This window comes from Brevundimonas sp. AVps5, assembly GCF_058681515.1.
Window position 1 is genome coordinate 2,970,313 of record NZ_CM178740.1, and the last position, 26,466, is coordinate 2,996,778.

General features: G+C 67.7%; 28 protein-coding genes. 13 read left to right on the forward strand and 15 right to left on the reverse strand.

What is annotated here, in order from left to right; all coding sequences use genetic code 11:
* Window positions 1–39: 39 nt before the first annotated feature.
* Window positions 40–765 (reverse strand): YggS family pyridoxal phosphate-dependent enzyme, encoded by a 726-nt coding sequence (locus tag ACW18A_RS15090; RefSeq protein ID WP_492022523.1) that lies wholly within the window; start codon window positions 763–765, stop codon window positions 40–42.
* Between the two features lie 109 nt (window positions 766–874).
* Here ACW18A_RS15090 and ACW18A_RS15095 point away from each other — a divergent pair, with 109 nt between their 5' ends.
* Complete coding sequence (locus ACW18A_RS15095) at window positions 875–1,414, forward strand: thiamine phosphate synthase (RefSeq protein ID WP_492022524.1); 540 nt, start codon at window positions 875–877, stop codon at window positions 1,412–1,414.
* Between the two features lie 132 nt (window positions 1,415–1,546).
* On the opposite strand, the gene ACW18A_RS15100 is transcribed toward ACW18A_RS15095, so the two are convergent.
* Entirely contained in the window at window positions 1,547–1,942 is a 396-nt protein-coding gene (locus ACW18A_RS15100) for an NtrZ family periplasmic regulatory protein (RefSeq protein WP_492022525.1), read from the reverse strand.
* Window positions 1,943–2,335: 393 nt separating this feature from the next.
* On the opposite strand from ACW18A_RS15100, the gene ACW18A_RS15105 reads away from it, so the two are divergent.
* From ACW18A_RS15105 to holA, 4 genes are all read left to right on the forward strand, one after another.
* Window positions 2,336–2,788 (forward strand): DUF3576 domain-containing protein, encoded by a 453-nt coding sequence (locus tag ACW18A_RS15105; RefSeq protein WP_492022526.1) that lies wholly within the window; start codon window positions 2,336–2,338, stop codon window positions 2,786–2,788.
* Window positions 2,789–2,926: 138 nt separating this feature from the next.
* A complete protein-coding gene (gene leuS / locus ACW18A_RS15110) occupies window positions 2,927–5,524 on the forward strand; it encodes a leucine--tRNA ligase (protein WP_492022527.1) in 2,598 nt (865 codons plus the stop codon).
* A 1-nt stretch (window position 5,525) separates the two neighbouring features.
* Window positions 5,526–6,008: an LPS assembly lipoprotein LptE gene (gene lptE, locus ACW18A_RS15115; RefSeq protein WP_492022528.1), complete on the forward strand. Its 483-nt coding sequence runs from the start codon at window positions 5,526–5,528 to the stop codon at window positions 6,006–6,008.
* 10 nt (window positions 6,009–6,018) lie between these two features.
* Window positions 6,019–7,071 carry a DNA polymerase III subunit delta gene (gene holA, locus ACW18A_RS15120; RefSeq protein WP_492022529.1) on the forward strand — a complete coding sequence of 351 codons (1,053 nt, stop codon included), beginning with the start codon at window positions 6,019–6,021 and terminating at the stop codon, window positions 7,069–7,071.
* Window positions 7,072–7,119: 48 nt separating this feature from the next.
* Here the strand turns inward: holA and ACW18A_RS15125 are convergent, their stop codons facing one another.
* The 11 genes from ACW18A_RS15125 to hemE form a co-directional block, all read right to left on the reverse strand.
* Window positions 7,120–7,296: a hypothetical protein gene (locus tag ACW18A_RS15125; RefSeq protein ID WP_492022530.1), complete on the reverse strand. Its 177-nt coding sequence runs from the start codon at window positions 7,294–7,296 to the stop codon at window positions 7,120–7,122.
* A gap of 25 nt (window positions 7,297–7,321) precedes the next feature.
* Window positions 7,322–8,212, reverse strand: a complete 891-nt coding sequence (locus tag ACW18A_RS15130) for a ParB/RepB/Spo0J family partition protein (protein WP_492022531.1) — start codon at window positions 8,210–8,212, stop codon at window positions 7,322–7,324.
* A gap of 21 nt (window positions 8,213–8,233) precedes the next feature.
* Window positions 8,234–9,049 carry a ParA family protein gene (locus ACW18A_RS15135; RefSeq protein ID WP_492022532.1) on the reverse strand — a complete coding sequence of 272 codons (816 nt, stop codon included), beginning with the start codon at window positions 9,047–9,049 and terminating at the stop codon, window positions 8,234–8,236.
* Between the two features lies 1 nt (window position 9,050).
* A complete protein-coding gene (gene rsmG, locus ACW18A_RS15140) occupies window positions 9,051–9,680 on the reverse strand; it encodes a 16S rRNA (guanine(527)-N(7))-methyltransferase RsmG (RefSeq protein WP_492022533.1) in 630 nt (209 codons plus the stop codon).
* A complete protein-coding gene (gene mnmG, locus ACW18A_RS15145; protein ID WP_492022534.1) occupies window positions 9,680–11,545 on the reverse strand; it encodes a tRNA uridine-5-carboxymethylaminomethyl(34) synthesis enzyme MnmG in 1,866 nt (621 codons plus the stop codon). The genes rsmG and mnmG overlap by 1 nt, the downstream gene beginning before the upstream one ends.
* A gap of 132 nt (window positions 11,546–11,677) precedes the next feature.
* Entirely contained in the window at window positions 11,678–12,976 is a 1,299-nt protein-coding gene (mnmE, locus tag ACW18A_RS15150) for a tRNA uridine-5-carboxymethylaminomethyl(34) synthesis GTPase MnmE (RefSeq protein WP_492022535.1), read from the reverse strand.
* 148 nt (window positions 12,977–13,124) lie between these two features.
* On the reverse strand, window positions 13,125–13,358 hold the full coding sequence (locus tag ACW18A_RS15155; RefSeq protein WP_492022536.1) for a DUF6489 family protein: 234 nt from the start codon (window positions 13,356–13,358) through the stop codon (window positions 13,125–13,127).
* Between the two features lie 126 nt (window positions 13,359–13,484).
* The gene (rho, locus tag ACW18A_RS15160) at window positions 13,485–14,927 is read right to left on the reverse strand and encodes a transcription termination factor Rho (protein WP_492022537.1); all 1,443 of its coding nucleotides are present in this window, start codon (window positions 14,925–14,927) and stop codon (window positions 13,485–13,487) included.
* Window positions 14,928–15,144: 217 nt separating this feature from the next.
* The gene (locus ACW18A_RS15165; RefSeq protein WP_492022538.1) at window positions 15,145–15,609 is read right to left on the reverse strand and encodes a CopD family protein; all 465 of its coding nucleotides are present in this window, start codon (window positions 15,607–15,609) and stop codon (window positions 15,145–15,147) included.
* Window positions 15,606–16,658 (reverse strand): ferrochelatase, encoded by a 1,053-nt coding sequence (gene hemH / locus ACW18A_RS15170; RefSeq protein WP_492022539.1) that lies wholly within the window; start codon window positions 16,656–16,658, stop codon window positions 15,606–15,608. Before hemH ends, ACW18A_RS15165 begins: the two co-directional genes overlap by 4 nt.
* 10 nt (window positions 16,659–16,668) lie before the next feature.
* Window positions 16,669–17,706, reverse strand: a complete 1,038-nt coding sequence (gene hemE, locus ACW18A_RS15175) for a uroporphyrinogen decarboxylase (protein WP_492022540.1) — start codon at window positions 17,704–17,706, stop codon at window positions 16,669–16,671.
* A 505-nt stretch (window positions 17,707–18,211) separates the two neighbouring features.
* On the opposite strand from hemE, the gene ACW18A_RS15180 reads away from it, so the two are divergent.
* Genes ACW18A_RS15180 through dnaQ form a run of 5 tightly spaced genes read left to right on the forward strand, consistent with a single transcriptional unit; the run spans window position 18,212 to window position 21,874 of the window.
* The gene (locus ACW18A_RS15180; RefSeq protein ID WP_492022541.1) at window positions 18,212–19,081 is read left to right on the forward strand and encodes a pyruvate, water dikinase regulatory protein; all 870 of its coding nucleotides are present in this window, start codon (window positions 18,212–18,214) and stop codon (window positions 19,079–19,081) included.
* A 47-nt stretch (window positions 19,082–19,128) separates the two neighbouring features.
* Window positions 19,129–19,674 (forward strand): Maf family protein, encoded by a 546-nt coding sequence (locus ACW18A_RS15185; protein WP_492024408.1) that lies wholly within the window; start codon window positions 19,129–19,131, stop codon window positions 19,672–19,674.
* Window positions 19,671–20,501: a shikimate dehydrogenase family protein gene (locus ACW18A_RS15190; protein WP_492022542.1), complete on the forward strand. Its 831-nt coding sequence runs from the start codon at window positions 19,671–19,673 to the stop codon at window positions 20,499–20,501. Before ACW18A_RS15185 ends, ACW18A_RS15190 begins: the two co-directional genes overlap by 4 nt.
* Window positions 20,498–21,139 carry a dephospho-CoA kinase gene (gene coaE / locus ACW18A_RS15195; protein WP_492022543.1) on the forward strand — a complete coding sequence of 214 codons (642 nt, stop codon included), beginning with the start codon at window positions 20,498–20,500 and terminating at the stop codon, window positions 21,137–21,139. Before ACW18A_RS15190 ends, coaE begins: the two co-directional genes overlap by 4 nt.
* A 6-nt stretch (window positions 21,140–21,145) precedes the next feature.
* On the forward strand, window positions 21,146–21,874 hold the full coding sequence (gene dnaQ, locus ACW18A_RS15200; RefSeq protein WP_492022544.1) for a DNA polymerase III subunit epsilon: 729 nt from the start codon (window positions 21,146–21,148) through the stop codon (window positions 21,872–21,874).
* On the opposite strand, the gene secB is transcribed toward dnaQ, so the two are convergent.
* Window positions 21,871–22,365 (reverse strand): protein-export chaperone SecB, encoded by a 495-nt coding sequence (gene secB, locus ACW18A_RS15205; RefSeq protein ID WP_492022545.1) that lies wholly within the window; start codon window positions 22,363–22,365, stop codon window positions 21,871–21,873. The two genes, dnaQ and secB, sit on opposite strands and share 4 nt — an antisense overlap.
* 265 nt (window positions 22,366–22,630) lie before the next feature.
* On the opposite strand from secB, the gene timA reads away from it, so the two are divergent.
* From timA to ACW18A_RS15220, 3 genes are all read left to right on the forward strand, one after another.
* Complete coding sequence (timA, locus tag ACW18A_RS15210; protein ID WP_492022546.1) at window positions 22,631–23,275, forward strand: TIM44-related membrane protein TimA; 645 nt, start codon at window positions 22,631–22,633, stop codon at window positions 23,273–23,275.
* A 13-nt stretch (window positions 23,276–23,288) separates the two neighbouring features.
* Window positions 23,289–24,383: an MltA domain-containing protein gene (locus ACW18A_RS15215; RefSeq protein WP_492022547.1), complete on the forward strand. Its 1,095-nt coding sequence runs from the start codon at window positions 23,289–23,291 to the stop codon at window positions 24,381–24,383.
* Window positions 24,384–24,468: 85 nt separating this feature from the next.
* Complete coding sequence (locus tag ACW18A_RS15220; RefSeq protein WP_492022548.1) at window positions 24,469–24,918, forward strand: BLUF domain-containing protein; 450 nt, start codon at window positions 24,469–24,471, stop codon at window positions 24,916–24,918.
* Between the two features lies 1 nt (window position 24,919).
* Here ACW18A_RS15220 and ACW18A_RS15225 read toward each other — a convergent pair whose 3' ends face one another.
* The gene (locus ACW18A_RS15225; protein ID WP_492022549.1) at window positions 24,920–26,443 is read right to left on the reverse strand and encodes a helicase HerA-like domain-containing protein; all 1,524 of its coding nucleotides are present in this window, start codon (window positions 26,441–26,443) and stop codon (window positions 24,920–24,922) included.
* Between the last annotated feature and the right edge of the window lie 23 nt (window positions 26,444–26,466).

Here is a 26,466-nt window from a genome sequence, read left to right on the forward strand (position 1 = left end):
GAGCCAAACGCCAAGGCGGTGGCTGAATTTGACGCGAAATCAGACGCTGGACGGCGCGAAAGCAGGGTTTCGTTCCCCGAACAGGGCCGATCCGAGGCGCACGTGAGTCGCACCGAGCCGGATGGCGGCCTCGTAGTCGGCGCTCATCCCCATGGACAGGACCTTCAGCCCGTTGCGTTCGGCGATCCGGGCCAGAAGCCCGAAATGCAGGATCGGCTCCTCGTCGGCGGGAGGAATGGCCATCAGGCCCTCGACGATCAGGCCCGCGGCGCGTGCGGCGGCGATCAGGGCGTCAGCGTCGCGAGGAGCGACCCCGGCCTTCTGGTCTTCCTCGCCCGTGTTCACCTGGACCAACAGGCGGGGCGCGTGGCCGATCTTCTGCGACGCCGAGGCCAGGGCGCCGACCAATTTGGGGCGGTCGAGGGTCTCGATGACGTCGAACAGGGCGACGGCGTCCTCGGCCTTGTTGGACTGGAGCGGGCCGATCAGGCGGAGTTCGAGATCGGGCAGGGCGGGACGGCGGTCGGTCCAGCGGCCCTGCGCCTCCTGCACCCGGTTCTCGCCGAACACCCGCAGTCCCGCAGCGAGGGCGGCGTCGATGGCCTCGTCCGGCTGGGTCTTGGAGACGGCGGTCAGGGTGATCGCGGCCGGGTCGCGGCCCGCCACCCGCGCCGCCGCCGCAATGCGCGCCCGGATCGGCTCCAGTCGGGCGGCGAAGGTCTCTGCGGTGGACGCGGCAGTCGAAGCGGGGGATGAGGCGGCCATGGAGTTTCCGGAGACGACGGAAGAGGGAGCCCGGCTATGGGCCGTGGCTCAGGCCTTAGCCCGCGCGGCTGATGCTGTCAGGGGGGGCGTGCGGTCGCGGGTCCCGCCGATGCTGCTGTTTACCGACCCGGAGCGGACCCCGAGGCCCTGGGAGATCGCAGCGCGGATGCCGGCGGGGTCGGGGGTGGTCTACCGGTCGTTCGGGGCCCCGGACGCGCTGGAAACCGCCGAACGGCTTCGCGCCGTGACCCGGGAGCACGGTATGGCGCTGCTGATCGGGCTCGACGCGGACCTGGCGGACCGGGTCGGTGCCGACGGCCTGCATCTGCCCGACCGGGCCTTGTCGGCCGCCTATGCCCTGTCGGGACGGCGGCCGGACTGGATCCTGACCGGAGCCGTCCATTCGGTGGAGGCCGCGCGGGCCGCCCGTGATCTCGATGCCGTCGTCCTCTCGCCGGTCTTTCCAGCGGGCGGGGTTTCGGCGGACAGGCCGGCCCTGGGCGTCGACGCCCTTGCCGCAGTTTCGACGGGTCAACCGCGCGTCATCGCCCTGGGCGGCGTCTCTGCCGCAAATGCAGGCGAACTGCAGGGATCAGGCGCGTCTGGCCTGGCGGCGATTGGCGGAATAGCGAAGGCGTTCGCGCTCTAGAGCATGATCGTTTCTGGTGGACCCGCTTCGCGGGTCCGGCATGAAGCGTGAATCATGCTCTCGCTTCAATCTGGAGCCTGATTCACGGCATCAGCGGAATCGCGAAGCGATTCCTCCTCAGCCGATCAGGCTCTAGAAGCGGAACAGGGTTTCCAGACGCACGCGCGGCTGGGCGCGGCGGTCGGTCTCGGGGGCGCGGGCCGGATCCTGTTCGGGCGTGGCCAGGCCGGCCGCAGCGCCGACGCGCAGGCGTGGCGACAGGCGGTAGTAGGCTCCGGCTTCGACATCGCCCCATTCGGCTTCACGGCCGACAGGCTGGTTCAGGTTGAAATCGAGGCCCCAGCGGCCGTTCTCGTTCCAGCGCAGGCCGCGACGCGGCGCGGCCGGGAGAGTCGAGCGTTGGGCGTTGGAGGCCTCGGCAAGGGTCACGGCCGGCACGCGCGAACGCGATTGCGCAGAAGCTTCGCCCGCGACTCCCATGAGAGCCACAAGACCGAGAGAGGCAGCGAAGATCGCCGACAGACGCATTTCCAACCCTTCGACCCGACGTTTCTCGCCGGACCCTTGTTCCTGAACCCGGCGTTTCCGCCGTGGACCACGCGATTAGACACCGGTAGTCCGCCCGGTCAACGCAACGAGGCCGAACGAGGCCGGTTCCATGGACTCTTGCCTCCGCCTGTGGCGCAAGCATCACGGGAAGGCGGCGGGAAGGTGTTCGCCGGGCTGGGGAATCGCTCCCCGGGGTGCAATTCGCGTCGGGGTGCCGCATACGGACGGCTACGCCGGTCCAGATTGCCTTGTCATCGCCCCTTTTGGGCGTGTTATAGAGCCGCGCCTGGTGATCGGTCGAGGACCGCGCGCCTTTGCGCCCGCCGCCCGCAACGGGAACGGCAGGTCAGCACCCAAGGGAGACGACGTTCGATGGGTTTTGTTCGCGGCAAGACGGTCCTGGCGACCACGATGTTGGTCACGGGCGGTCTGCTCCTTTCCGCCTGCGGCGGCCTGCCCTTCTCGGGCGGTTCGACCCCTCGCGCCACGGCGGCCCAGACCGGGATCGGCGTGAACGCCTATCTGTGGCGCGCCACCCTCGACACCCTCAGCTTCATGCCGCTTCTGACCGCCGATCCGTGGGGCGGCGTCGTGAACTATGACTGGTACGTCAATCCGCAGACGCCGAACGAGCGTTTCAAGGCGACCGTCTTCATTCTCGACACCCGTCTGCGCGCCGACGCCCTGAACGTCACGGTCACCAAGGAAGTCCGCGGCGCCGACGGCGAGTGGACCGTCTCTCCCGTGTCCGGCCAGACCGAGGCCGATCTGGAAAACGCGATCCTGACCAAGGCGCGCCAGCTCAACCTGTCCAACGCCGGCTGACGTCGACGCAGTCTTTGGGCGCTGTCGCCCTTCGGGCTGCTTGGGCACGGGGGCCAGGGCCCACTTTTTCTTTTGGGCGCCGCCGCCCTTCGGGCTAGTTGAGCGCGGGGGAATTCGCCCCTCGCTCCCAGGATTCCCGTGTCTTCCACCCCGACCCGCTACGACCCCAGGACCGCCGAACCGCGCCAGCAGGCGCGCTGGGCCGACGCTGACGCCTTCGTCGCCCGGGACACCGGCCGTCCGAAATACTATGTCCTTGAAATGTTTCCCTATCCGTCGGGGAACATCCACATGGGTCACGCCCGCAACTATGTGATGGGCGACGTCGTCGCTCGCCATAAGAGGGCTCAGGGCTTCGACGTCCTCCACCCGATGGGCTGGGACGCCTTCGGCATGCCGGCCGAAAACGCGGCCATGGAGCGCGGCATCCACCCCAAGGGCTGGACCTACGACAACATCGCCTCGATGCGCGCCCAGTTGAAGCTACTGGGCCTGTCGCTGGACTGGTCGCGAGAGTTCGCTACCTGTGACCCGGAATACTACGGCAAGCAGCAGGCCTGGTTCCTGGAGCTGTATCGGCGCGGTCTGGTCTATCGCAAGGACGGGACGGTCAATTGGGACCCGGTCGACAACACCGTCCTGGCCAATGAGCAGGTCATCGACGGCCGCGGCTGGCGCTCGGGTGCCCTGGTCGAGAAGCGCAAGCTGAACCAGTGGTTCCTGCGCATCACCGACTATGCCGACGACCTGATCGACGGCCTTAAGACCCTGGATCGCTGGCCCGAAAAAGTCCGGCTGATGCAGGAGAACTGGATCGGCAAGTCCAAGGGGGCGACCCTGTGGTGGGATATTGCCGAGGCTCCGGCCTTCCTTCCGGCCTCGCCGGAGGGCGAGCCGAACCACGCGCGCGATCCGATTGAGGTCTATACGACCCGGCCCGACACCCTGTTCGGTGCCAGCTTCATCGCTCTGGCCCCGGACCACCCCCTGACCAAGGCGATCGCGGAACACCGACCGGACGTCGCGGCCTTCGTGAAGGCCTGCGCCCAGACCGGAACGTCAGAGGCCGATATCGAAAAGGCCGAAAAGCTGGGCGTAGACCTCGGCGTCCTCGTCCGGCACCCCTTCGATCCCGACAGGACCCTGCCCGTCTGGGCCGCTAATTTCGTCCTCTCGACCTATGGCTCGGGTGCCATCTTCGGCTGTCCTGCCCACGACCAGCGCGACCTGGACTTCGCCCGGAAATATGACCTGCCCGTCACCCCGGTGGTGAAGCCCGATGACGCGGACAGCGTCGAGATCGGAACCGAGGCCTATGTCGGGCCGGGCCGGATCTTCAACTCCGGCTTCCTCGACGGAATGGACGTCGAGCACGCCAAGGCGGCCGCCATCGCGAAGATCGAGGCCGCCGGACAGGGCAAGGGCGCGACCATCTATCGCCTGCGCGACTGGGGTGTGAGCCGCCAGCGCTACTGGGGCTGCCCCATCCCCATCGTCCATTGCCCCTCGTGTGGCGTGGTCGAGGTTCCGACCGGCCAGCTGCCGGTCATCCTGCCTGACGACGTGACTTTCGACGTGCCCGGCAATCCACTGGACCGGCACCCGACGTGGAAACACGTCAAATGTCCGTCCTGCGGCGCCGATGCGACGCGCGAGACCGACACGCTCGACACCTTCGTCGATTCCAGCTGGTATTTCGCCCGCTTCACCGACCCGACGGCGGCCGAGCCGATCAACAAGGACGCCGCCGACCGCTGGCTGGCCGTGGACCAGTATATCGGCGGGGTCGAGCACGCGGTCCTGCACCTGCTCTACGCCCGGTTCATCACCCGCGCCCTGTCCGACGCCGGCATGTTGTCGGTCAAGGAACCCTTCGCGGGCCTGTTCACCCAGGGGATGGTGGTCCACGAGACCTATCGCCGTGCCGATGGTGCCTGGGTCGAGCCGACCGATGTCGACCTGACCAACGAGGCGGGCAATCGCTCGGCGAAACAACGCTCGACCGGCGAGACCCTGGTCATCGGTGACATCGAGAAGATGTCGAAATCGAAGAAGAACGTCGTCGCGCCCCAGGAAATCCTGGATTCGCACGGCGTTGACGCCGGCCGCCTGTTCGTCCTGTCCGACAGTCCGCCCGAGCGCGACGTCCAGTGGACCCCTGGCGGCGTCGAGGGTGCCAGCCGCTTCGTCCAGCGCGTCTGGACCCTGTTCGATGGCTACGACGCCGACGCTGCGGGCGATCCGGCCGCCGACGCCCTGCTGCTGAAAGAGACGCACAAGGCCATCAAGGCCGTGTCCGAGGGCGTCGAAGGCTTCCGCTTCAACTCCGCCATCGCCAAACTCTACGCCCTGGTCGCCACCATCCGTGACCATGACGGAGCCTCTGGCAAGGCGCGGCACCAGGCCCTGTCGGCCCTGGCCCGACTTGTCGCCCCGTTTACCCCGCACGTCGCCGAAGAGGGCTGGACGCGTCTGGGCGAGGCGGGAATGGTGCTCGATGCGCCGTGGCCCGTGTTCGACCCGGCCCTGGCGGCCGACGATGAAGTCGTCCTGCCCATCCAGATCAACGGCAAGCGCCGGGGCGAGATCACGATGCCGCGCGGGGCCGACGCGAAAGCGGTCGAGGCCCAGGCGCTCGCCAATCCGGCTGTTCAGGCCTATCTGGAAGCCAACTCGCAATCGATCCGCAAGGTGATCGTCGTGCCCGACCGCATCGTCAACCTGGTGGCCGGCTGAGATGTCGGTCCGCAGCCTGTCAGCGCTGGCGGCCGCCTCCCTGCTCCTGGCCGGGTGCGGATTCACGCCGCTGTACGGGGATGCGGGCGGCTCGCCGTCACTGAGCCGGATTTCCGTAGCGGCCCAGGACGACCGCCTCGGCTACCGGCTGCGCGAACAGCTCGAGGACGCCCTGGGCTGGAACGGCAACGCCGCGCCCCTCTATCGGCTCGAGACCGTGACGCAGCAGAACCGTCGCCCGCTGGGCCGCCGGATCGACGACACGGCGACCCGCTATGAGCTGACCGTGCGCGGCGCCTGGACCCTGACACCGGTCTCGGGTGGCGCGCCGCTGACCGGAACGGAAACCGTCACCACCACCTATGCCGCCGCCGACCAGCCCTATGCCGCCATCGCGGCCCAGCAGGATGGCGAGGATCGCGCGGCCGCCGAACTGGCCCGGTTGATCCGCATCGACCTGTTGCGGGCTCTGTCCAGCCAATGAGTCTGGCCCGATGATCCTGGCCAAGCGGCCCGAGGTGGACCGCTTCCTGGCCAGGCCGGACGCCGGGATCCGCGCCGCCGTCATCCACGGCAAGGACCGCTCCGGCGTGGCCGAACGCGCCGGGATCCTGTGCAAGGCGGTCACACCGGACCTGAACGATCCGTTCAACGTCACGCTCCTGACCGATACGGACATCGACGGCGACGAGGCCAGGCTGGAAGAGGCCCTGACGGCGCTTTCCATGATCGGGGGGCGGCGTCTGGTCCGGGTCCGACTGGGCGGTGACAAGGCCTCTGTCGACAAACTGCTTGCCGGCGCCTTGAAGGCCCACGCCGAGGGCCTGTTCAATCCCGACTGTATGCTGGTGGTCGAGGCGGGTGCTCTCGGCCGCGATTCCGCCCTGCGCAAGGCGGCCGAGGCCGGCAAGGGCTCGGTCGGCATCGCCGTCTATGAGGACGAGGCCGGCGACATCGCCCGGATGACGCGCGAGGCCCTGGCCGTCGACAAGGTGGGACTGACCACCGACGCTTTGGCCGCCTTTGTCGCCCGCCTGCCCCGCGAACGCGGCCTGATGCGTCAGGAGATCGAGCGGCTGGCCCTTTATGTCGGCCCGGGCTCCGGACGGACCATCGATGTCGAGGAGCTGGAGGCCCATCTGGGCGTCGAGGCCGACGCCTCCCTGTCAGACGCCGCGCTCCAGGCCTTCGGCGGACGCGCCGCCCCGGCCCAGGGCGGGCTGAGACGCGCCCTGGCAGAGGGAGAGAGCGCCGTCATGGCCGTCCGTTCCGCCTCGATCCATCTCGGCAAGCTGCGCCGCATCAATGTGCTTCAGGGCTCGGGCGCGGGGGCCAAGGAGGCCACCAAGGCCGCCGGCGTCTTCTGGAAACAGGAGGCCGAGATGCTGCGTCAGGCCCGGGCCTGGAGGCTGGACGAGCTCGACGTCGTTCAGGACAGCGTCAATACCGCAGATGTGGCGACCAAGACGACGGGCATGCCCGAGCACCTGATTGCCGAACGTCTTCTGCTGGAAATCGCCGCGAGAGCTCGCCGTCTGGGGCTTTAAGGAGCGTGGTCTCCTCCCTGTCGCGGAGCGATGGGGAGGAGACCAGGATCAGCCCCGCTTCGACGCCTTGCGGAACGCCGGCTTCGCCAGGGCGGCGCTCTTGGCGGCGGCGGCGCGTTCCTCGCCCTTGCCGCCGTTCATGGCGGCATGGCCGGGCGAAGCGGCCTTCTTGGCGGCGAGGACCCGTTTCAGGGCTTCAGAGGCGGTTTCAGGCGTGTCGGTCATGCCCTCACCCTAGCACACGACGGCCTCAGGCGCGCATCAACCGGCGACAGAGGTCGTCCAGCTGTTCCAGGCTGGCGTAGGACAGGGTCAGTTCGCCCTTCCCGCCACGGTCCGCCAGGGAAACCTTGATGCCCAGCGCATCCGCCAGATCCTGCTCCAGGGCCGCGATGTCGGGCGAGGCAACGCCCTGCGAGCCTGAAGCCTTGGCCGATTTCGGCTTCGGCTCGTCCTGCGACTTGCGGGCCAGGGCCTCGGCCTGACGAACGTTCAGACCCTGGTCCACAACCTGATCGGCCAGGGCGTCCGGGTCCTTCGCCGTCAGCAGGGCGCGGGCGTGACCGGCCGACAGACGACCCGCTATGACGTGCTCGCGCGCGCCCGGCGTCAGCTGGGTCAGGCGCAGGGTGTTGGCGATATGGCTGCGCGACTTGCCGACGATGCCGGCGACCGCGTCCTGGGTGCGGCCGAACCGCTCCATCAGCACGCCATAGGCGGCCGCCTCCTCGAGCGGGTTGAGGTCGGCCCGCTGGACGTTCTCGATGATGGCGACTTCGAGCACCTCCAGGTCGTCCATCTCGCGGACGATGATGGGGACCTCTGTCAGGCGAGCCGCCTGGGCGGCACGCCAGCGACGTTCGCCGGCGACGATCTGCCAGACCCCGTCCTCGCCGGGCTGCTGACGCACCAGGATGGGCTGCAGAACACCCTTGGCGCGGATCGAGTGGGTGAGTTCGTCGTGCTCGGCCTTGGTGAACGACTTGCGCGGCTGGTCCGGATTCGGCTTCAGGCTCTCGATCGGCACGAAGGTGACGCCACTGGGCAGCGGCGCGCCCGGCACGACCGAGACAGGCTCGGCGACCGCTTCGCCCATCAGGGCGGACAGGCCGCGGCCCAGACCTCTTTGACGTTCAGACAAATTCTTGATTCCGTATCGTTGTCAGGCGGCCAGGCGGCGGCGTTCGCGACCAACCACCTCCTTGGCGAGCTTCAGATAGGCCTGGCTGCCACTGCATTTCAGATCGTAGATCAGAACCGGTTTGCCGAAGGACGGTGCCTCCGAAACCCGCACGTTGCGCGGGATGACGGCCTCATAGACCTTGTCACCGAAGTGAGCGCGGACGTCGGCCGCGACCTGTCCCGACAGGGCGTTGCGGCGATCGTACATCGTCAGGACCAGACCCTGGATCTCAAGGGTCGGATTCAACGATTGACGGACCATCTCGATCGTCTTGATCAACTGCGTCAACCCTTCCAGGGCGAAGAACTCGCACTGCAACGGGACGAGCACTCCGTCGGCGGCGGCCATGGCGTTGAGGGTCAGGAGGTTCAGCGACGGCGGGCAGTCGATCAGCACATAGTCGTACCCGGTATGGCCTTCCGTGGCCTGGGACGCGAGCGCGTCGCGCAGGCGATAGGAGCGGCGATCGGCCTGGCTCAGTTCGATCTCGACGCCCGACATGTCGGCGTCGGCGGGGATGATATGCAGCCCCGGTACGGCCGTCGGCACTGCCGCGTCATGGACGGACCGTCCATCGACGATCACATCGTAGATGGTGATCCGACGGGTTTCACGTGGAACGCCAAGACCCGTGCTGGCATTGCCCTGGGGGTCCATGTCGACGATCAGAACCTTCTCGCCGATGGCGGCCAGGGCCGTCCCGAGATTGATCGCCGTCGTCGTCTTGCCCACGCCGCCCTTCTGGTTGGAAACGGCGAGGACCCGTGGCGGCTTCACCGGGGAGGACTTGGTCATACTAACCACGTTGCTGATTTCCACGGTGACGGAGGCTCCTGACGGCGACGATGCGGCCTCGCGGATCGCTGCGCGACACCGAGAGCTCGGCTTCGACATGCCAAGAGTTGGAGGCGTCCCGCAACTCGGACTCGGCCTTCTCTCCCTTGAGAAACAGACCTTGTGCACCGCGGGACAGGTAAGGCTGTGCATAACCCAGCAGCTTTTCCATCGGGGCGACGGCGCGGGCAGTCACAACGTCCACCTTGAGCGCCTGCTCCTCCGCCCGGCCCCAGACAACCGTGGCCGGCAGGGCCAGTTCATCGACGATGGTTTGCAGGAAACGGCAGCGCTTCTGGAGGGAATCGATCAGCCAGACATGGGCGTCCGGCCGGCCCTTCACGAGGATGGCCAGGACCACGCCGGGAAACCCTGCGCCCGCACCCAGGTCCGCCCAGGTCCGTGCGAAGCCGGCGAGATCGAGGAGCTGGGCGGAATCCCAGGCATGACGGTTCCAGAAGTCCGGCAGACTGTCGGGCCCGACCAGGTTCATGACTTCATTGGCCTCGGTCAGCATGGCCCGAAACCGTTCCAGGTCGGCCATCCGCTCCGGCCAGGCGCCGGTCACTTTCTGAAATTCGTCGGCGGTCATCAGGCTGCGATCGCCGCCTTTTTCACGTAGGACAGAAGTGCGGTCAGGGCGCCGGGCGTGACGCCCTCGATCCGGCCCGCCTGGCCCAGGGTGCGCGGCTGGACCAGAGAGAGTTTATCGCGAACTTCGTGGGACAGGCCGCCGATCGCCGCGTAGTCGAGATTGGCCGGCAGCGTCAGGGCCTCCTCGCGGCGCAGCGCCTCGGCCTCTGCAGTCTGGCGGTCCAGGTATCCTGCATAGCCCGCGTCGATCTCGACCTGCTCGCGCACGGCCGGGGTCCAGTCGCCGATGACCGGGTAGGCCGCTGCGAAGGCAGACAGGTCGACGCCCGGATAGGCCAGCAAATCCCGCATCGAACGACGCTGCCCATCGGGATTGACAGAGATGCCGAGGGCCTGAGCCTCCTTCGGTGTGAACCTTGTCTCGCGCGCCAGGATCGTCGCCTCAGCCAGGGCCGCTGACTTGACCTCAAAGACGCGGCGGCGGCCCGAAGAGACGATTCCGGCCTCGACGCCGACCGGGGTCAACCGTTGATCTGCGTTGTCGGCACGCAGAGTCAACCGATACTCGGCGCGACTGGTGAACATCCGGTAGGGCTCGGTCACACCGCGTGTAACCAGATCGTCGATCATGACGCCGATATAGGCCTGGTCCCGCCGCAGAACGATTTCCCGGGATCCGGCGGCGGCACGGGCGGCGTTGAGGCCGGCAATCAACCCTTGAGCGCCCGCCTCCTCATACCCGGTCGTACCGTTGATCTGGCCGGCCAGATAGAGACCCGGACGCCGTTTGACCTCCAGCGCCTGGGTCAGTTCGCGCGGATCGACATAATCGTACTCGATCGCATAGCCGAAGCGGAACACCTCGACCTTTTCCAGCCCGGGCATGGTCCGCAGGAAGGCGTTCTGCGTCTCGGGCGAGACCGAGGTCGAGATCCCGTTGGGATAGACGGTCGGATCGTCCAGACCCTCGGGCTCCAGGAAGACCTGATGCGAGGTCTTGTCGGCGAAACGAACGACCTTGTCCTCGATCGAGGGACAATAGCGAGGGCCGACACCTGTCAGCTTGCCGCCATAGACGGCGCTCTCCCCGAGATTCGCGGCAATGATGGCGTGGGTGGCCTCGGTCGTGTGGGTGATGCCGCAGGCGATCTGGGGCACATCGATCCGGTCCGTCAGGAAGCTGAAGGGTACGGGCTCGGCATCGGCTGCCTGCATCTCCAGCCGGTCCCAGGCGATGGTGCGGCCGTCCAGGCGGGCCGGCGTCCCGGTCTTGAGGCGACCCATCCGCAGGCCCGAGCCATAGAGATCGGCGGCGAGGCCCGTCGAGGGCGCCTCCCCATGACGGCCGGCGGGGACTCGTTCGTCGCCGCGATGGATGACCCCGTTCAGGAAGGTGCCGGTCGTCAGGACCACCGCGCCGGCGTGGAGGGGGACGCCGTCGCCGGTCGTAACGCCGACGACACGATCCCCATCGAGCATCAGGGTCTCAGCCGTCCCGGCCATCAGGGACAGGTTCGGATAGTCGGCGAGTTCGGCCTGCATGGCCTCGCGGTACAGGCGGCGGTCGATCTGGCTGCGCGGCCCGCGCACGGCGGCACCCTTGGAGCGGTTCAACAGACGGAACTGGATGCCGGCCTTGTCTGCGAGTCGCCCCATAAGTCCGTCCAGCGCATCGATCTCGCGCACCAGGTGGCCCTTGCCGAGGCCGCCGATGGCCGGATTGCAGCTCATCTCGCCAATGGTCTCGAGCTTCTGGGTCAGCAGCAGGGTTCGGGCACCGGCGCGCGCCGAGGCAGCCGCGGCCTCACAGCCGGCATGGCCGCCGCCGATCACGATGACGTCGAAGGAAGAGGGGGAGCTCATGGCGCGGACATAGGCGACCCGGGTCCAAAACACCACTCACACATCTATCTGGCACCATCGCTCGGCCCGCTGCGTCGCGCCGGTCGAGCGCAGTGTTTCACGTGAAACACATCGGCCGCGCCGCGAGGGGAACTATTTGCCGATGCAGAAGGTCGAGAAGACCTCGCCGAGGATGTCCTCGACGCCGATCGCACCGGTGACCCGGCCCAGGGCGTCCGCAGCGCGGCGCAGGTCGTCTCCCGCCAGCTCGGGCGCGGTCGTCAGATGGGTCCGGGCGACCTGCACCGCCGAGACCGCTTCCGACAGACGGCGTCGATGCCGCTCGCGGGTCACGGCCGGGAAGTCGGCTCCGGAGAGGTCGCGAGCCAATCGGGCGGCAAGGGCATCATGCAAATCACGCAGACCCTCACCGGTCCGGGCGCTGACTGCGATCCCCTCCCCCGGCAGCGCAGTTGACAGATCCGCCTTGGTCCGGACGATGAAGTCGTCGGGGCGGGCGAAGGCGGCTGCGTCGCCTTCCGGATCACCGGGAGCCCGCACCCACAGGCGTAGGTCGGCGGCCTCGGCTCGGGCACGGGCACGACGGACGCCCTCGGCCTCCACCACATCGTCACTCTCGCGCAGACCGGCCGTGTCCGAGAGGGTCACGGCATAGCCGCCAATGACCAGATCCGCATCGAGCACGTCCCGTGTCGTGCCGGCGATGGCCGTCACGATGGCGGCCTCGCGCTCGACGAGGGCGTTGAACAGAGCCGATTTGCCCGCGTTGGTCTCGCCGATCAGGACGATGCGATAGCCCTCCCGGACTCGACGCCCCCTGTCCGCGTCGGCCAGCGCCGCGTTGAGATCTGCGGTCAAGCGGTCAAGCACGGGGCCGGCGGACGAGGCCAGCTGGTCGGGCACATCTTCATCCGGGAAGTCGATCTCGGCCTCGACGAGGGCGAGCGCCGTCAGGAGGTCGCGGCGGAAACCGGCATAGGTCTGGCTGAGCGCGCCATCGAGCTGGCCCAGGGCCTGGGCCGCCTGGGCCGAGGTCTCGGCATCGATCAGATCGGCGACGGCCTCGGCCTGGGCCAGGTCCATGCGGCCGTTCCCGAAGGCCCGGCGGGTGAACTCCCCGGGTTCGGCGGGACGGAGCCCGAGATCGATCAGGGCCGAAGAGACGGCGTCAATGACGGCACGACCGCCGTGCAGGTGAAGCTCGGCACAGTCCTCGCCTGTGTAGGAGTTCGGGCCGGGGAAGCGGAGGACGAGGGCCTGATCCAGAACGGTGTCGCCGCGGACCAGGGTTCTGAGCGATGCGAGCCGCGGCGTCAGGCCTGGCGCGCCGAGGGCGGCCAGCGCCTGATCCGTCGCCGGGCCGGAAACGCGCAGAATGGCGATGGCGCCTCGGCCTGGCGGAGTGGCGAGCGCGAAGACGCTGTCGGTCACGGGAACCGAAATCCTCCCCCATAGGGGGAGGTGTCACGGCGCGGCTTCGCGCCGTAACGGAAGGGGTTTGCCGCAAGCCCGGTGTCCGGGGCTCGCCCCCTCCACCGCTTCGCGGTCCCCCTCCCCCGACGGGGGAGGATTGACGGGCTCATTTCGGCGTAGTGACCGCCGCCTGCATGAGTTGCCGGAACTGATCCTGGGCCTGCAGGCCGAAGCTGGTCCAGGTCTTCATCAGCTCGTCCGGCTGCATGGCCGATACATTGGCGTCCATCCGCTTCTGCATCTCGGCGACCAGATGATCGTTCAGCGGCGTGACATCCGGCAGGCCGAGGAACGCGCGCGCCTCGGCCGGGGTGCAGTCGACTTCCAGATTCACCTTCATCGCGGTCTCCTTGTTTCACGTGAAACATCACTCTTGGTGTTCCTGACGCCTGACGCACGGCGTCCCGCGACTTGAGGAACGGCCCTCAAGCAGCCTCGGACCGCGTCCGAGGCGTCAGGGACCACATCATGTGTTCATCGACTGGAAGAAGTCGGCGTTGTTCTTGGACTGGCGCAGCTTGTCGAGCAGGAACTCGATCGCGTCCTGCGGGCCCATCGGGTTCAGGATCCGGCGCAGGACATAGGTCTTGGTCAGCTGGTCCTTCGGCGTGATCAGTTCTTCCTTGCGGGTACCGGACTTGAGCACGTCGATAGCGGGGAAGATGCGCTTGTCGGCGACCTTGCGGTCCAGCACGATTTCCGAGTTACCGGTGCCCTTGAACTCTTCGAAGATCACCTCGTCCATCCGCGAGCCGGTATCGATCAGGGCCGTAGCGATGATCGTCAGCGACCCGCCCTCCTCCACGTTCCGCGCAGCGCCGAAGAAGCGCTTGGGCCGTTGCAGGGCGTTGGCGTCCACGCCGCCGGTCAGGACCTTGCCCGACGACGGCACAGTGGCGTTATAGGCCCGGCCCAGACGGGTGACCGAGTCCAGCAGGATGACGACGTCCTTCTTGTGCTCGACCAGGCGCTTGGCCTTTTCGATCACCATCTCGGCGACGGCGACGTGGCGGGTGGCCGGCTCGTCGAAGGTTGAGGCCACGACCTCGCCCTTCACAGTGCGCTGCATGTCGGTGACTTCTTCGGGGCGTTCGTCGATCAGCAGGACGATCAACGAGACCTCGGGGTGGTTGGCCTCGATCGACTTGGCGATGTTCTGCAGCATCACCGTCTTGCCGACGCGCGGCGGGGCGACGATCAGGCAGCGCTGGCCCTTGCCGAGCGGTGCGACGATGTCGATGACCCGGCCTGAACGGTCGCGCAGCGTCGGGTCCTGGATCTCCATGGTCAGCCGCTCGTTGGGATAGAGCGGGGTCAGGTTGTCGAAATTGACCTTGGTGCGGACCGTCTCCGGGTCCTCGTAGTTGATCGTATCGACCTTCAGCAGGGCGAAATAGCGCTCGCCCTCGCGGGGGCCGCGCACAGCACCATGAACCGTGTCGCCCGAGCGCAGGCCGAAGCGGCGGATCTGGGACGGCGACACATATATATCGTCCGGACCCGGAAGATAATTGGCGTCCGGCGAGCGAAGGAATCCGAAGCCGTCGGGCAGCATTTCCAGCGTGCCGGACGCGATGATCTCGACCTCCTCGTCGGCCAGGGTCTTGAGGATCGCGAACAGCAGGTCCTGCTTGCGCAGGTTCGAAGCGTTCTCGATCTCCAGCTGTTCGGCGAAGGCAACCAGTTCGACAGGGGTCTTGTCGTTCAATTCCTGAAGCGTGATCCGGCCGGACGGGACGACGGGCTCGCCCTCTTCCTCGGCACCTTCGGCGTCATCCCCGATGTCAGCGGCCACGTCGGCGTCGTTGGCACCGTCCGCCTGGGAGGTGTCTTCCGCCGTCTCCGGCGTGAGGCCTTCCAGCGCCTCGGTTTCGGGGGCGGTGTCGTCGGTGTCGCGGACGTCGGTCATGTCGGAACTCTGGATTCACGCCGTCAAGACCCGGCGTCGAGGGACGTCAGGCCGGGACGAATGGAAAAGTCTGGCCTTGCGACCGGAGGGGGAGCGTCGGGTCCGAAGGCGGCTTCAAGCCAGGCGATCGGTCGTCGCGAAGAGAAGGGCAGCGCCGCGAACGACGCCTCACTGTCAGCGGAACCACATTCCGGGCCTGTGGGTCAAGCGTCGCGGCTCAGAAGCTCCATTCCATCGTCACCGACAGAACCATGACGATGGCCAGCACGAACGGAATCTCGTTGGTCATGCGCCAGAAGCGACTGGTCCTCGTCGAGCGCCCGACAGCAATGCGGTTGCGCTCGGCCGACAGGAACCCGTGCCAGCCGAACAACAGGACCACACCGATCAGCTTCACGACCATCCACGGCTCGGCGAGGAAGGCGGCGCCGCGCATCTGAATGTCGAGGTGGATCAGCCAGGCCCCGAAGATCAGCGCCAGGGCCGCCGCCGGATTGAGGATGATCTTCAGCAGCCGTGCCTGCCAGGCACGCAGCAGCGTCTGCATCTCTGACTTCAACGGCTCGGGCTTGCCGTTCTGCTCGGCGTCATAGGCGTAGAGGCGGGGAAGAAACAGCAGACCCGCCATCCAGGCGATGACCGCCAGGATGTGCAGGCCTCGCGCAAGATCATAGAGGTTCACCCTGCGGCCCCTTCGGCCTGGAACGGACAGGCCTTCCAACGCCCCTGACAACCCGGTCCGAACGGCGCCGTGCCGGTGCGGCCAAGGCTGTCGGTCACGGCCTGGGCCAGGGCGTCGATGAAGGCTTCGGCCACGCCGACGGCAGGCGCGCGCAGATAGGGGTGCAGGCCGGCCTCGTGGGCCAGTTCGCCGTATTCGATGTCCAGCTCGACCAGGGTCTCGATATGTTCGGAAACGAAGGCGATCGGGGTTACGACAACGCCGACTCCATCGGCAGCGGCCTGTTTGATCGCGTCCGGCGTCGTGGGCCCCAGCCATTTCAGGGGCCCGACCCGGCTCTGGTAGCACAGGCCCCAGTCGGTCAGCCCGGCAGCCTTTGCGACGGCGGCGACTGTGCCCTCGATCTGCTCCTGATAGGGATCGCCCTGGGCGACCAATTTCTCGGGGATGCCGTGCGCCGAGAAAAGAACGCGCATGGGCCGACCCGGATGATCGCGGCCGGCCTCGGCGAGCCTGGCCCGGATGCCATCGGCCTGGGCCTCGATCCAGCCTGCGGCCCGGGGGTAGCAGCAGATCGCTCGCGACCGGCCTGACCCCGCATAGGTCGCGTTCCAGGCCTTCAGCGACGACTGGGTCGTCGTGGTCGAGAACTGCGGATAGAGGGGCAGCAGCACCACTTCATCGGGGCCAAAGGCGGCGACATCGACGGCCGTTTCCTCGGTCAAGGGGTGCCAGTAGCGCATGGCGATGAAACTCTTGACCTCGTCGCCGGGCAGAACGGCCCCCAACCGGGCGTCGAGGGCCGCCATCTGTTTCCGTGTTTCGGCCTTCAGGGGCGAACCACCACCGGCGTCCATCATCGCATAATTGGCCTGGGCGCTCTTCTCGCGGCGCGAGGAGATCAGCTTTGCCAGAGGCGTCCGTGCGAACCCGGGAAGGCCGATGATCGCCGGGTCGTTGAACAGGTTGAACAGGAAGGGCCGCACAGAGGCGGCGTCGTCCGGACCGCCGAGATTGAACAGGACGACAGCGATCCGTCTACCGGCCATTCGTCGGTCCTTACTGGGCGCCCAGGCGCTTGAGCACCTGTTCGACGTGGGCGATCGGCACGTCCGGCAGGATGCCGTGGCCAAGGTTGAAGATCCATGGACCCGCGCCCCAGGCCTCGACAAGCTCATCCACCCTGCGGTCCAGAGCCGCACCGCCGGCGCGGAGCAACAGAGGATCGAGCGCGCCCTGGATCGGCTTGATCGCCTGCACCTCTCTGCCACGCTCCAGCGAACAGGCGGTATCGAGCGCCACGCCCTGGACGTCGACCTCGCGCGCATAACGTTCAGCATGAAGCGCCGAGCCGCGCGGGAAGCCGATCAGGGGCACAGTGACGCCGAGCTCACGCACCCGGGCGACAAGCTTCTGGTGCGGCCTCATCACGAGCCGTTCAAACAGGTCGTCGGGCAGGCCCTCGGCCCAGCTCTCGAAGATCTTCAGGGCGTCGGCACCGGCGTCGGCCTGCATCTTCAGATAGCGGGCGGTGGCCTCGACCAGCACATCCAGAACGGCATCGACCTTGTCCGGATCGGAATAGGCGTAGGATCGCGCCTGCGCCCGCTCACCCTTGCCCATCGTATTGTGGTGGCCGTCGAGCATATAGGTGGCCACAGTCCAGGGCGCGCCGGCGAACCCGATAAGGGCCCGCTCCGGCTCCAGCTCGGCCCGCACCCGGCTGAGGGTCTCCCCGACCTGATGCAGATGCTCACCGGCACCATCAGCCAGTTCAGCCATCCGGCCCGGCGACGGCATCAGCCCCAGTTTCGGTCCTTCACCGGTCTCGAACCAGACATCCTGACCCAGGGCCTGCGGGATCAGCAGGATGTCAGCGAAGACGATGGCGGCGTCGAAGCCGAACCGGCGCATCGGCTGCATCGTCGCTTCGGCGGCCATCTCCGGGTTCAGGCAGAAGGCAATGAAGTCCGGGGCCTGGGCGCGCAGGGCGCGATATTCGGGCAGGTAACGACCGGCCTGACGCATGAACCAGACGGGCGGGCGCTCCAGGGTCTCGCCCTGCAGGACACGGATCAACGAAGGCGTGATGCTCATGACTCCGGCTCTACGGCGATGAGCGTATCCCCTCAAGCCCATGTCCTTCCTCTTATCCTGATAAGAATCCTGGAAAGGTTTGAGGAAGCAGACAGAGGGCGGGACGACGGGGATGAAACGGCTCCGGTCCCCACGCCGAACCCTCTTGTCCCGGGCCCGTCCCGGCGTTCGCGACAGCCGGATGACAGCCTGTGGAAACCGGGCAAAAGCCTTAACAAACTCTTAACGGACGGGCACCCCGGCGGGCCTTTGCCCCGTAGCCAGAGTGTGGGTCGTTTACCTTTTGTTAAGCATTTCCCCAGCCGAGAAGAGGCTGTCTGTCTCCCTTGGGATGATCCGCAGACGGACGAGACATGCCGTCCACCACTGTCCCCGCTCGCCGGATGACGAGGGCCGCGCTATAGGAATCGGTGCCCCGGCCTGGCCGTCGGCGCCCCGCCCGATCCACAGGAATTCTCGCCATTCCCACTCCCCAGACCCTGGTCTTCCCTCATCGGGGTCCGGCGTGAGCCCGGCGAGGCCCGCCGGGGCGTCGCGACTGGCGACTTATTTTCATGTCCATCTGGTCTCGGACTCGACCGGCGAGACCCTCAACGCCATGGCCAAGGCGGTGACAGCCCGCTTCGACGGGGTCATTCCGATCGAGCACATCTATGCCCTGGTGCGGTCCGACAAACAGATGGAGCGTGTCCTGGGCGAGGTGGCGGCGGCGCCGGGCGTGGTTCTGCATACGATCGTTGATCGCGACTTGCGGGCCCAGCTGGAAGAGGGTTGCCGCGCGCTCGACATGCCGCACATCGGGGCGCTGGATCCTCTGGTCGGAGCCCTGTCCCGCTATCTGGGGGCGGCCCTGTCGACCCGGGTCGGGGCCCAGCACGCGCTCGACCACGACTATTTCAACCGCATCGGGGCCCTGGACTACGCCATGGCTCATGACGACGGTCAGGGCACGGCCGAACAGCTGGAGGGCGCCGATGTGGTTCTGGTCGGGGTCAGCCGCACGTCCAAGACTCCCACCTGCATCTATCTGGCGCACCGGGGGGTGCGAGCCGCCAATGTGCCTCTGGTGCCGGGCCAGGAGGACGGCGAGCGTCTGGTGGGACTGAAAAACCCGCTGATCGTCGGCCTGACCGTGTCACCCGACCGACTGGTGCAGATTCGCCGGAACCGGCTGGACGGTCTCAACGCCACCCATGCCTCGTCCTATGTCGAGCCGGACGCTGTGCGCGAGGAGACGATCAAGGCGCGGCGGGCCTTCGAACGGCGCGGCTGGCCGACCATCGATGTGACGCGCCGCTCGGTCGAGGAGACGGCGGCCGCCATCCTGAACCTGCTGACCGAACGCCGCACCCGCCGACTGGGAGCCTCCTGGTGAGTGAAGAAAGGCTGATCCTCGCCTCCCGCAGCGCCGCCCGTCGCGCCATGCTGACGAGCGCCGGCGTGGCTTTCGTCGCTGAGGACGCCGGGGTGGACGAGGACGCGATCAAGACCTCACTGGCCGGCATCGATCCAGCTGAACTGGCGCTGGAGCTGGCCCAGGCAAAGGCGCTGGCGATCTCGCGCCACGATCCAGAGGCCTGGGTCCTGGGTTCGGACCAGACACTGGATTTCAACGGGGAGATGATCTCCAAGGCACCGAGCCTCGCCGTGGCGCGCGAGCGGCTGCATGGCCTGCGCGGGCACACCCATCATCTGAACTCCGCTGCCGCCCTGGCCAACAACGGCGCGGTGGTCTGGTCGGGCGTCGACACCGCACGGATGACCATGCGGCGGTTCTCCGACGCCTTCCTCGACACCTATCTGGAGGCCGAGGGCGAGGGCCTGCTTGGGTCGGTCGGCTGCTACCGGCTGGAGGGGATGGGATCGCAGCTGTTCGACCGGGTCGAGGGCGACTATTTTACCGTCCTGGGAATGCCGCTGTGGCCCGTGCTGGACGAACTGCGCCGGGCCGGAGTGATCCGCTCATGAACCGGGCCCGGATCACAGGAGCAGTGAAGGTCGGCGGCATTGTCGGCAATCCCGTCGCCCATTCCCTGAGCCCGGTCATCCACAACGCCTGGATCGAGGCCGCCGGGCTGGACGCCGCCTATGTCGCCTTCTCGCCGAAGGATCCTGCTGCCTTCGACACCCTGGTCGCGGCCGGGCGGGCGGGTCTGCTGAGCGGCGTCAATGTCACCGCCCCGTTCAAGGAACAGGCCTTCGCCCTGGCCGATACGGCGTCGGAGACGGTGCGCGACAGCAGATCGGCCAATATCCTCGTCTTCCGCGACGGCGGCGTCTTTGCCGACAGCGCCGACGGCCTCGGCCTGCTGCGTGCCCTGAAGCAGCAGGCGCCGAAACTGTCCCTGAGCGGCTCGCCGGTCGTCATGCTGGGGGCCGGCGGGGCCGCCCGGGCCGCCGCCGCGACCCTGGCGGGAGCCGGAGCCCATGTGCGGATCGTCAACCGCACCCGCGACCGGGCCGAAGCCCTGGCGGCCGATCTCGGAGGCTCGGTCTCGGTCGCAGACGGGCCGGCGGCCCTTGAAGGCGCGGTCCTGGTGGTCAATGCCCTCAGCGTCCGGCCGGAGATCGATCTCGCGACCCTGGATCCGTCGACGACGGTGATGGACATGACCTACAAGCCCGTGATCACGCCGTTCCTTCACGCGGCGCGCGCCGCCGGTCTCGTCACAGTCGACGGCCTGGCCATGCTGATCGGCCAGGCCGGACCGTCGTTCGAAGCCATTTTCGGGATGCCGCCGCCGGACCTCGACCCGCGGCCACTGCTGCTGGCCCATATGGGAGAGACGGCATGATCCTTCTGGGGCTGACCGGCTCGATCGGCATGGGCAAGTCGACCACCACCGCCATGTTCGCCGGTCATGGCGCCCTGATCTGGAACGCCGACGAGGCGGTCCACGCCCTTTATGCGACGGGCGGGGCAGCGGTCGAGCCGATCAAAAAGGCCTTTCCGGGCGTGGTCGTGGACGGCGAAGTGGACCGCACGCTTCTGGCCGAGGCCCTCGGCCGCGACGACACGGCCTTTCGCCGGCTCGAGGCCATCGTCCATCCGCTGGTGGCGGCCGGGCGTCTGGCCGATCTGGACGCGTCGCGGGCGGCGGGAGTGAAGCTGGCTGTGCTCGACATCCCCCTGCTGTTCGAGACCGGCGGCGACCGGGCGGTGGACGCGGTCGTGGTGGTCACCGCCGACGCCGAAACCCAGCGTCGGCGTGTCCTGGCGCGTCCCGGCATGACCGAAGCCCGGTTTGAAGCCATTCTGGCGCGCCAGACGCCGGACGCGGACAAACGTCGTCGCGCGGATTTCGTGATCGACACCGGTCGGGGACTGGACGCGGCCCGCGCCCGCGTCGCCGAAATCGTGGGGATCGTTCTGTCTCCCGACTGGAAACGACCGGATCGGAGTCTTTCAGGCCCCGACGAAACACCCCATTAGAAGGGCATGTCCCGCGAAATCGTTCTCGACACCGAAACCACCGGCTTTGACCCCCGCACGGGCGACCGGCTGATCGAGGTCGGCTGTATCGAGATCCTGGACCTGTTGCCGACGGGCCGCACCTTCCACCGTTTCGTCAATCCGGAACGGCTCATCCCCCCGGATGCGACCCGGGTCCACGGCATCACCGATGACAAGGTCAGGGACGCGCCGAAATTCGCCGAGATCGTCATCGACCTGATGGACTTCATCGGCGACGCCCCGGTGATCGCCCACAACGCCCAGTTCGATCGCAACTTCATCGACCATGAATGCGGGCGCTGCGGTCAGGCCCTGCTGCCCGGGACCCGCTGGATCGACACCCTGCAACTGGCCCAGAAGCGCTGGCCGGGCATGCCCAACTCGCTGGACGCCCTGTGCAAACGCTACAAGGTCAGCCTGGCCGATCGCTCGTTTCACGGCGCCCTGATCGACGCCCGTCTGCTGGCAGAGGTCTATCTGGAGCTCAAGGGCGGCAAGGAGCGGGTTCTGGACCTGTCCAGCCGTCGTGAAAGCCAGGCCGCGGCCGCCCATGCCGCCGCAGGAGGCTATCAGCCCCGTCCACGTCCGCTGAGCCCGCGTATCCACCCGGAAGAGGCGGAGGCGCATCGTGCCTTCCTGCTTGCGACCCTCAAGGACCAGTCGCTGTGGGCCGGCTACGGGCTCGAGGTCGTCGAGCCCGCTGCGCAGTCCTAGGCCACGCCGCCTTGTTGGGCCTGCTGTTGCTGGCGCGCCGTGTAGATGCCGGCGAAATCGAGCGGATCCATCATGAAGGGCGGATAGAAGCCGCCGTCGGCCGACGCGCGCGCGATGATCTCGCGGGCGTAGGGGAAGAGGTAGCGCGGGCATTCGATCAGCAGCATCGGCTCGATGTCCGCCTCGGGGATACCCGTGAGCTGGAACAGACCGCCGTACAGAAGCTCCACCTGGAACACCCGCATGGTTTCCGTCGAGGCCTTGATCGACAGCTTGATATCGACCTCGAACAGGCCATCGGGACGGCCCTGGGCGTTCAGTTCGACGCCCATATCGATCTGGGGCTTGCCGTCCATGCGCAGGCTGTCAGGTGCCCTGGGGTTTTCGAACGACAGGTCGCGGACATACTGGGCCAGGATGCGGAAGCCCGGAACCGGGGGCTGGTCGGTCGGAGCCGAACCGTTGGCGTCGGCGGGCGAAACGTCGGTCATGGAAGCGAGGCCGTTCAAAATGGCGGAAAAGCAAGGCGCCGCGACTAGCATTCGCCTGAACGTCCCGCAACTTGGCTCTTGAGTGCACTCTCGCTCTCTGCGCGGCGGCGGGGTGCCTGATCGCGCTTCAGAGAGGTCGCGGCGGCATGTCACAATTCGCCCGGGGTGCGCCGTGCCTTGCGCGTGCCCATATCAGACCGTAATCGTCCTGTTCGACGCGCCCGGCCCTTCCGGTCGGGATCAGGACGCCATCCAGGGATACCCCGTGCCGGTACAGTTCCAGCTCGTCATCTTCGCCGTGATCGCCGCGGTCGTCCTGTTTCAGCTCTACAATGTGCTGGGCAAAAAGGTTGGTCGCCAGCCCCAGGAAGACGCCAAGGTGCCCCTCCTGGCCGCCGCAAAGGGGGCAGAGCCCCCGGCCCGCGTTCCCGCCCTCGACGCTGCGACCCTGGCCGCCGCCGCCTCGTTGCGCGCCCGCGATCCGGCCTTCGACCCCGCCAAATTCATCGAAGGGGCCCGCCAGGCCTATGAGACCATCGTGCGTGGCTACGCCTCCGGCGACCGCGCGGCGCTGAAACCCTTGCTGACGCCCGCCGTACTGGACTCGTTCGAGACCGGCATCGCTGCCCGCGAAACCCGGGGCGAGACCGAACAGGTCGAGTTTCTGCACCCGCCGCGCGCCGATCTGGAACTGGCCTCCGCAGAGGGCGACCGCGCTGTGGCCAAGGTTCGCTTCCTCGCCGAAATCCGCTCGAAAATCCTCCTGCCTGAAGTCGAGGCGACCCCGGGCGCCCCGGTCGAACCCCGTATTGAGGAACGCCGCACCGCCGAGCACTGGACCTTCGAACGGTCTCTGGGCGCCGCCGACCCCAACTGGGTCCTCGCCCGCGTCGAACCCGCCAACGCCTGACGGGCGGCCGCCCGTGGGATTCGACCTGAGGCCGGTTCTCGCAGGCGCGTTCCTGCTTCTTGCAGGCTGTGCCACCTCGACGGTCGAGACGCCCGCCCGGCCTGCAGGCCCGCACGGTCCTTCTGTCCCGCCGGTCCAGGTCTCGAACCTGCCGGGTCCTCAGTCCCTGCCGGGCTGGGCCGACGAAGATCACCTCGCTGCCTTTTGGGCCTATGCCGAAACCTGTCGCGTGGCCCGTGAGGCGGCCGCCGCGCGCCAGTGCGAGCAAGCCCAGCACATCCGGCGGACATCGCGACCGGTGACGCCCTCGATGGCGCGTGCCTACTTCGAAAACGGCTTCGCGGTGGTTGAGGCCCAGCCCGCCGAAGGCCGGTCACCCCTGCTGACCGCCTATTTCGCCCCGGAGTATGAGGCGCGTCGCAGCCCCGACCGGGAGTTCGACACGCCCGTGCTCGGCCGGCCCGCCGGCTGGTCGCGCGGTCAGGTCCTGGAGGAACGTTCGGTGATCGAGGCCGGCCCGTCCCCCTCGCCCCCCCTGGCCTGGATGCGGGCCGAGGATCTGTTCTTCCTCCAGATCCAGGGCTCCGGCTACCTGACTTTCGAGGATGGATCGAAGGTGCGGGCCGCCTATGCCGCCGACAACGGCCTGCCCTTCGTCGGTATAGCCCGACCGATGGCTGAACGCGGGCTTTTGCCGACGAACGGAACCTCGGGCGAGGCGATCCGGGCCTGGCTGGCGGCGCATCGAGGGCCTGAGGCGCGTGCAGTTACGGCCCTGAACCCCCGCTACATCTTCTTCTCGCTTGACCCCGACGACGGCGGCGACCCGGCCGGAGCGGCGGGCGTTTCCCTGCCGGCTCGCCGCGCCATCGCGGTCGACCCGGCCAGCTGGACCTACGGCGATCTTGTGTGGATCTCGGCAAGCGCCGGTAACCTGGTAGGGGCGCGGCATGGCTATACCGGCCTGGTCATGGCGCTGGACACGGGCTCGGCGATCCGGGGCCCGGTCCGCGCCGACCTCTATATGGGCCGGGGCGAGGCGGCGGGCGCGGAGGCCGGGGCGGTCCGGCATCCCCTGCGCATGTGGCGGCTGATCCCGCGTCCCTGATCTCAGTCCGAATTCGCCATGCGTTAGGGTTTCCGGCGGAAAGCGCCTAGATGGGCGGCGGGTTCGCCGCCAGGCCATCCTCCCCATGACATCCCCGACTGTTCGCACGCCGCAGCCCCTCACGGAGCGCGTCCTCGAACGCCTCGTCTATCGCAGCGACGCGGTAGGCGCTTCAGAAGCCCCGGCGGACCTGTCCGAAATCGTGGCGACCTCGGTGCGAAACAACGGTCGACGTCGGATCACTGGCGCCCTGGCCTATCAATCCGGAACCTTCGTCCAGGTGCTGGAGGGCGATCCCGAAGCCCTGACCGCCCTGATGGAGGACATCGAGGCCGACGTGCGCCATCGCAATGTGCGCGTCCTGGCCCGCTGGCCGGTCCAGACCCAGCTCTTTCTCGGCTGGGCCATGGTGCTGGTCGACACGCGCAAGCTGTCACCCCACCAGTCCAAACTGCTGTCCCAGACCGGGTCCGGTGCCCAGGTCACTGCCGTGATCAGCGATCTCGCCAACGCCCGTCTCGGGTCTATGGTCTAGGCTAGCGGCGAAGCCCGCCCAGAATGCCGCGCAGCAGTTCGCGCGTGAGGGTCGAGCCCGCCGTGCGCAGAACCGACTTGGTCAGGGCCTCCATCGGCGTCTGACGGGTGGATTTGCGCGGTGCCTTGGGGGCGGCAGGGGCTTTCGGAGCGGCCTGGGCGCGGCCCTGCGGCGCGGGTTTCGCGGCCGGAGCGGTTGCTTCCTCTATTTGCGCGTGGCGGGCGGCGAGAATCTCCTCGGCGGATTCGCGGTCCACGACGGTGTCATAGACCCCCTTCACCGGGCTGGACGCCATGACGGCGGCGCGTTCGAGATCCGTCGCGGGGCCGAGGCGACTGTCCGGCGGACGGATCAGGGTCCGGGCGACCACGCGGGGCGCCCCCTTCTCATCGAGCGTCGAGACCAGGGCCTCGCCGGTGCCGAGCGCCTGGATGGCCTCGGCCGTGTCGAAGGCGGGATTGACCCGGAAACTGTCCGACGCCGCCTTCAGCCCGCGCTGATCGGACGGAGTGTAGGCGCGCAGCGCATGCTGGATGCGGTTGCCCAGCTGGGCCAGGACGCTGTCGGGGATATCCGCCGGGTTCTGGGTGATGAAATAGACCCCGACCCCCTTGGACCGGATCAGGCGCACGACCTGTTCGACCTTCTCCAGCAGGGGTTTGGGCGCATCCCTGAACAGCAGGTGGGCCTCGTCGAAGAAGAAGACGAGGCGCGGCTTCTCCGGGTCGCCGATCTCGGGCAGCTGTTCGAACAGTTCTGACATCAGCCACAGCAGGAAGGCGCCGTACAGGCGCGGGCTGTTCATCAGCCGGGTCGAGTCCAGCACATTCACCTGACCCCGCCCATCGAGCGAGGTCCGCATCATGTCGGTCAGTTTCAGCGCCGGTTCGCCGAAGAAGGCGTCGCCGCCGTCCTGTTCCAGCTGCAGCAGCGCGCGCTGGATCGAGGCGATCGAGGCGGGGGCCACATTGCCGACCTCGCGGCCGATGCGGGCGGCGTTCTCGGCGACATAGGTCAGCATGGATCTCAGGTCGTCGAGATCGAGCAGCAGCAGGCCTTCCTTGTCGGCGACGTGGAAGGCGACAGTCAGCACCCCCTCCTGCACGTCGTTCAGATCCAGCATCCGGGCCATCAGCAGGGGCCCGATCTCGGACACGGTCGCCCGGACCGGATGACCCTTCTGGCCGTACAGGTCCCAGAACACCGTCGGCGCAGCCTTCGGAACCAGGGTCAGGTTCATCCCGGCGGCGCGGGCCAGCAGTTTCTCGTTCGGGGTTCCGACCTGGCTGATTCCCGAGAGATCTCCCTTCACGTCGGCGCAGAAGACCGGGACGCCCATCTCGGAGAAGCCCTGGGCCATGATCTGAAGCGTAACGGTCTTGCCGGTGCCGGTCGCGCCCGCGATCACCCCATGCCGGTTGGCCCGGTTCCACAGCAGGATCTCGCGCTGGGGCGTCTCCCCATCGGCGGTCCCGTTCGAGGACTGGCCCAGGAACAGGCCGGGGCTGGCGGCGACGTCGGTCATGCAAATCTCCTTGTCCGCTGCTT

Coding starts and splice junctions, on each gene's coding strand:
- ACW18A_RS15125 (WP_492022530.1), bottom strand. CDS start 7,296: ATGACCGACACGCCTGAAACCGCCTCTGAAGCCCTGAAACGGGTCCTC.
- coaE (WP_492022543.1), top strand. CDS start 20,498: ATGATCCTTCTGGGGCTGACCGGCTCGATCGGCATGGGCAAGTCGACC.
- ACW18A_RS15095 (WP_492022524.1), top strand. CDS start 875: ATGCTGCTGTTTACCGACCCGGAGCGGACCCCGAGGCCCTGGGAGATC.
- ACW18A_RS15135 (WP_492022532.1), bottom strand. CDS start 9,049: ATGACCAAGTCCTCCCCGGTGAAGCCGCCACGGGTCCTCGCCGTTTCC.
- hemH (WP_492022539.1), bottom strand. CDS start 16,658: ATGGCCGGTAGACGGATCGCTGTCGTCCTGTTCAATCTCGGCGGTCCG.
- ACW18A_RS15190 (WP_492022542.1), top strand. CDS start 19,671: ATGAACCGGGCCCGGATCACAGGAGCAGTGAAGGTCGGCGGCATTGTC.
- lptE (WP_492022528.1), top strand. CDS start 5,526: ATGTCGGTCCGCAGCCTGTCAGCGCTGGCGGCCGCCTCCCTGCTCCTG.
- rho (WP_492022537.1), bottom strand. CDS start 14,927: ATGACCGACGTCCGCGACACCGACGACACCGCCCCCGAAACCGAGGCG.
- ACW18A_RS15105 (WP_492022526.1), top strand. CDS start 2,336: ATGGGTTTTGTTCGCGGCAAGACGGTCCTGGCGACCACGATGTTGGTC.
- ACW18A_RS15090 (WP_492022523.1), bottom strand. CDS start 765: ATGGCCGCCTCATCCCCCGCTTCGACTGCCGCGTCCACCGCAGAGACC.
- ACW18A_RS15185 (WP_492024408.1), top strand. CDS start 19,129: ATGCTGACGAGCGCCGGCGTGGCTTTCGTCGCTGAGGACGCCGGGGTG.
- secB (WP_492022545.1), bottom strand. CDS start 22,365: ATGACCGACGTTTCGCCCGCCGACGCCAACGGTTCGGCTCCGACCGAC.
- ACW18A_RS15220 (WP_492022548.1), top strand. CDS start 24,469: ATGACATCCCCGACTGTTCGCACGCCGCAGCCCCTCACGGAGCGCGTC.
- hemE (WP_492022540.1), bottom strand. CDS start 17,706: ATGAGCATCACGCCTTCGTTGATCCGTGTCCTGCAGGGCGAGACCCTG.
- ACW18A_RS15100 (WP_492022525.1), bottom strand. CDS start 1,942: ATGCGTCTGTCGGCGATCTTCGCTGCCTCTCTCGGTCTTGTGGCTCTC.
- dnaQ (WP_492022544.1), top strand. CDS start 21,146: ATGTCCCGCGAAATCGTTCTCGACACCGAAACCACCGGCTTTGACCCC.
- rsmG (WP_492022533.1), bottom strand. CDS start 9,680: ATGACCGCCGACGAATTTCAGAAAGTGACCGGCGCCTGGCCGGAGCGG.
- holA (WP_492022529.1), top strand. CDS start 6,019: ATGATCCTGGCCAAGCGGCCCGAGGTGGACCGCTTCCTGGCCAGGCCG.
- ACW18A_RS15155 (WP_492022536.1), bottom strand. CDS start 13,358: ATGAAGGTGAATCTGGAAGTCGACTGCACCCCGGCCGAGGCGCGCGCG.
- ACW18A_RS15225 (WP_492022549.1), bottom strand. CDS start 26,443: ATGACCGACGTCGCCGCCAGCCCCGGCCTGTTCCTGGGCCAGTCCTCG.
- mnmG (WP_492022534.1), bottom strand. CDS start 11,545: ATGAGCTCCCCCTCTTCCTTCGACGTCATCGTGATCGGCGGCGGCCAT.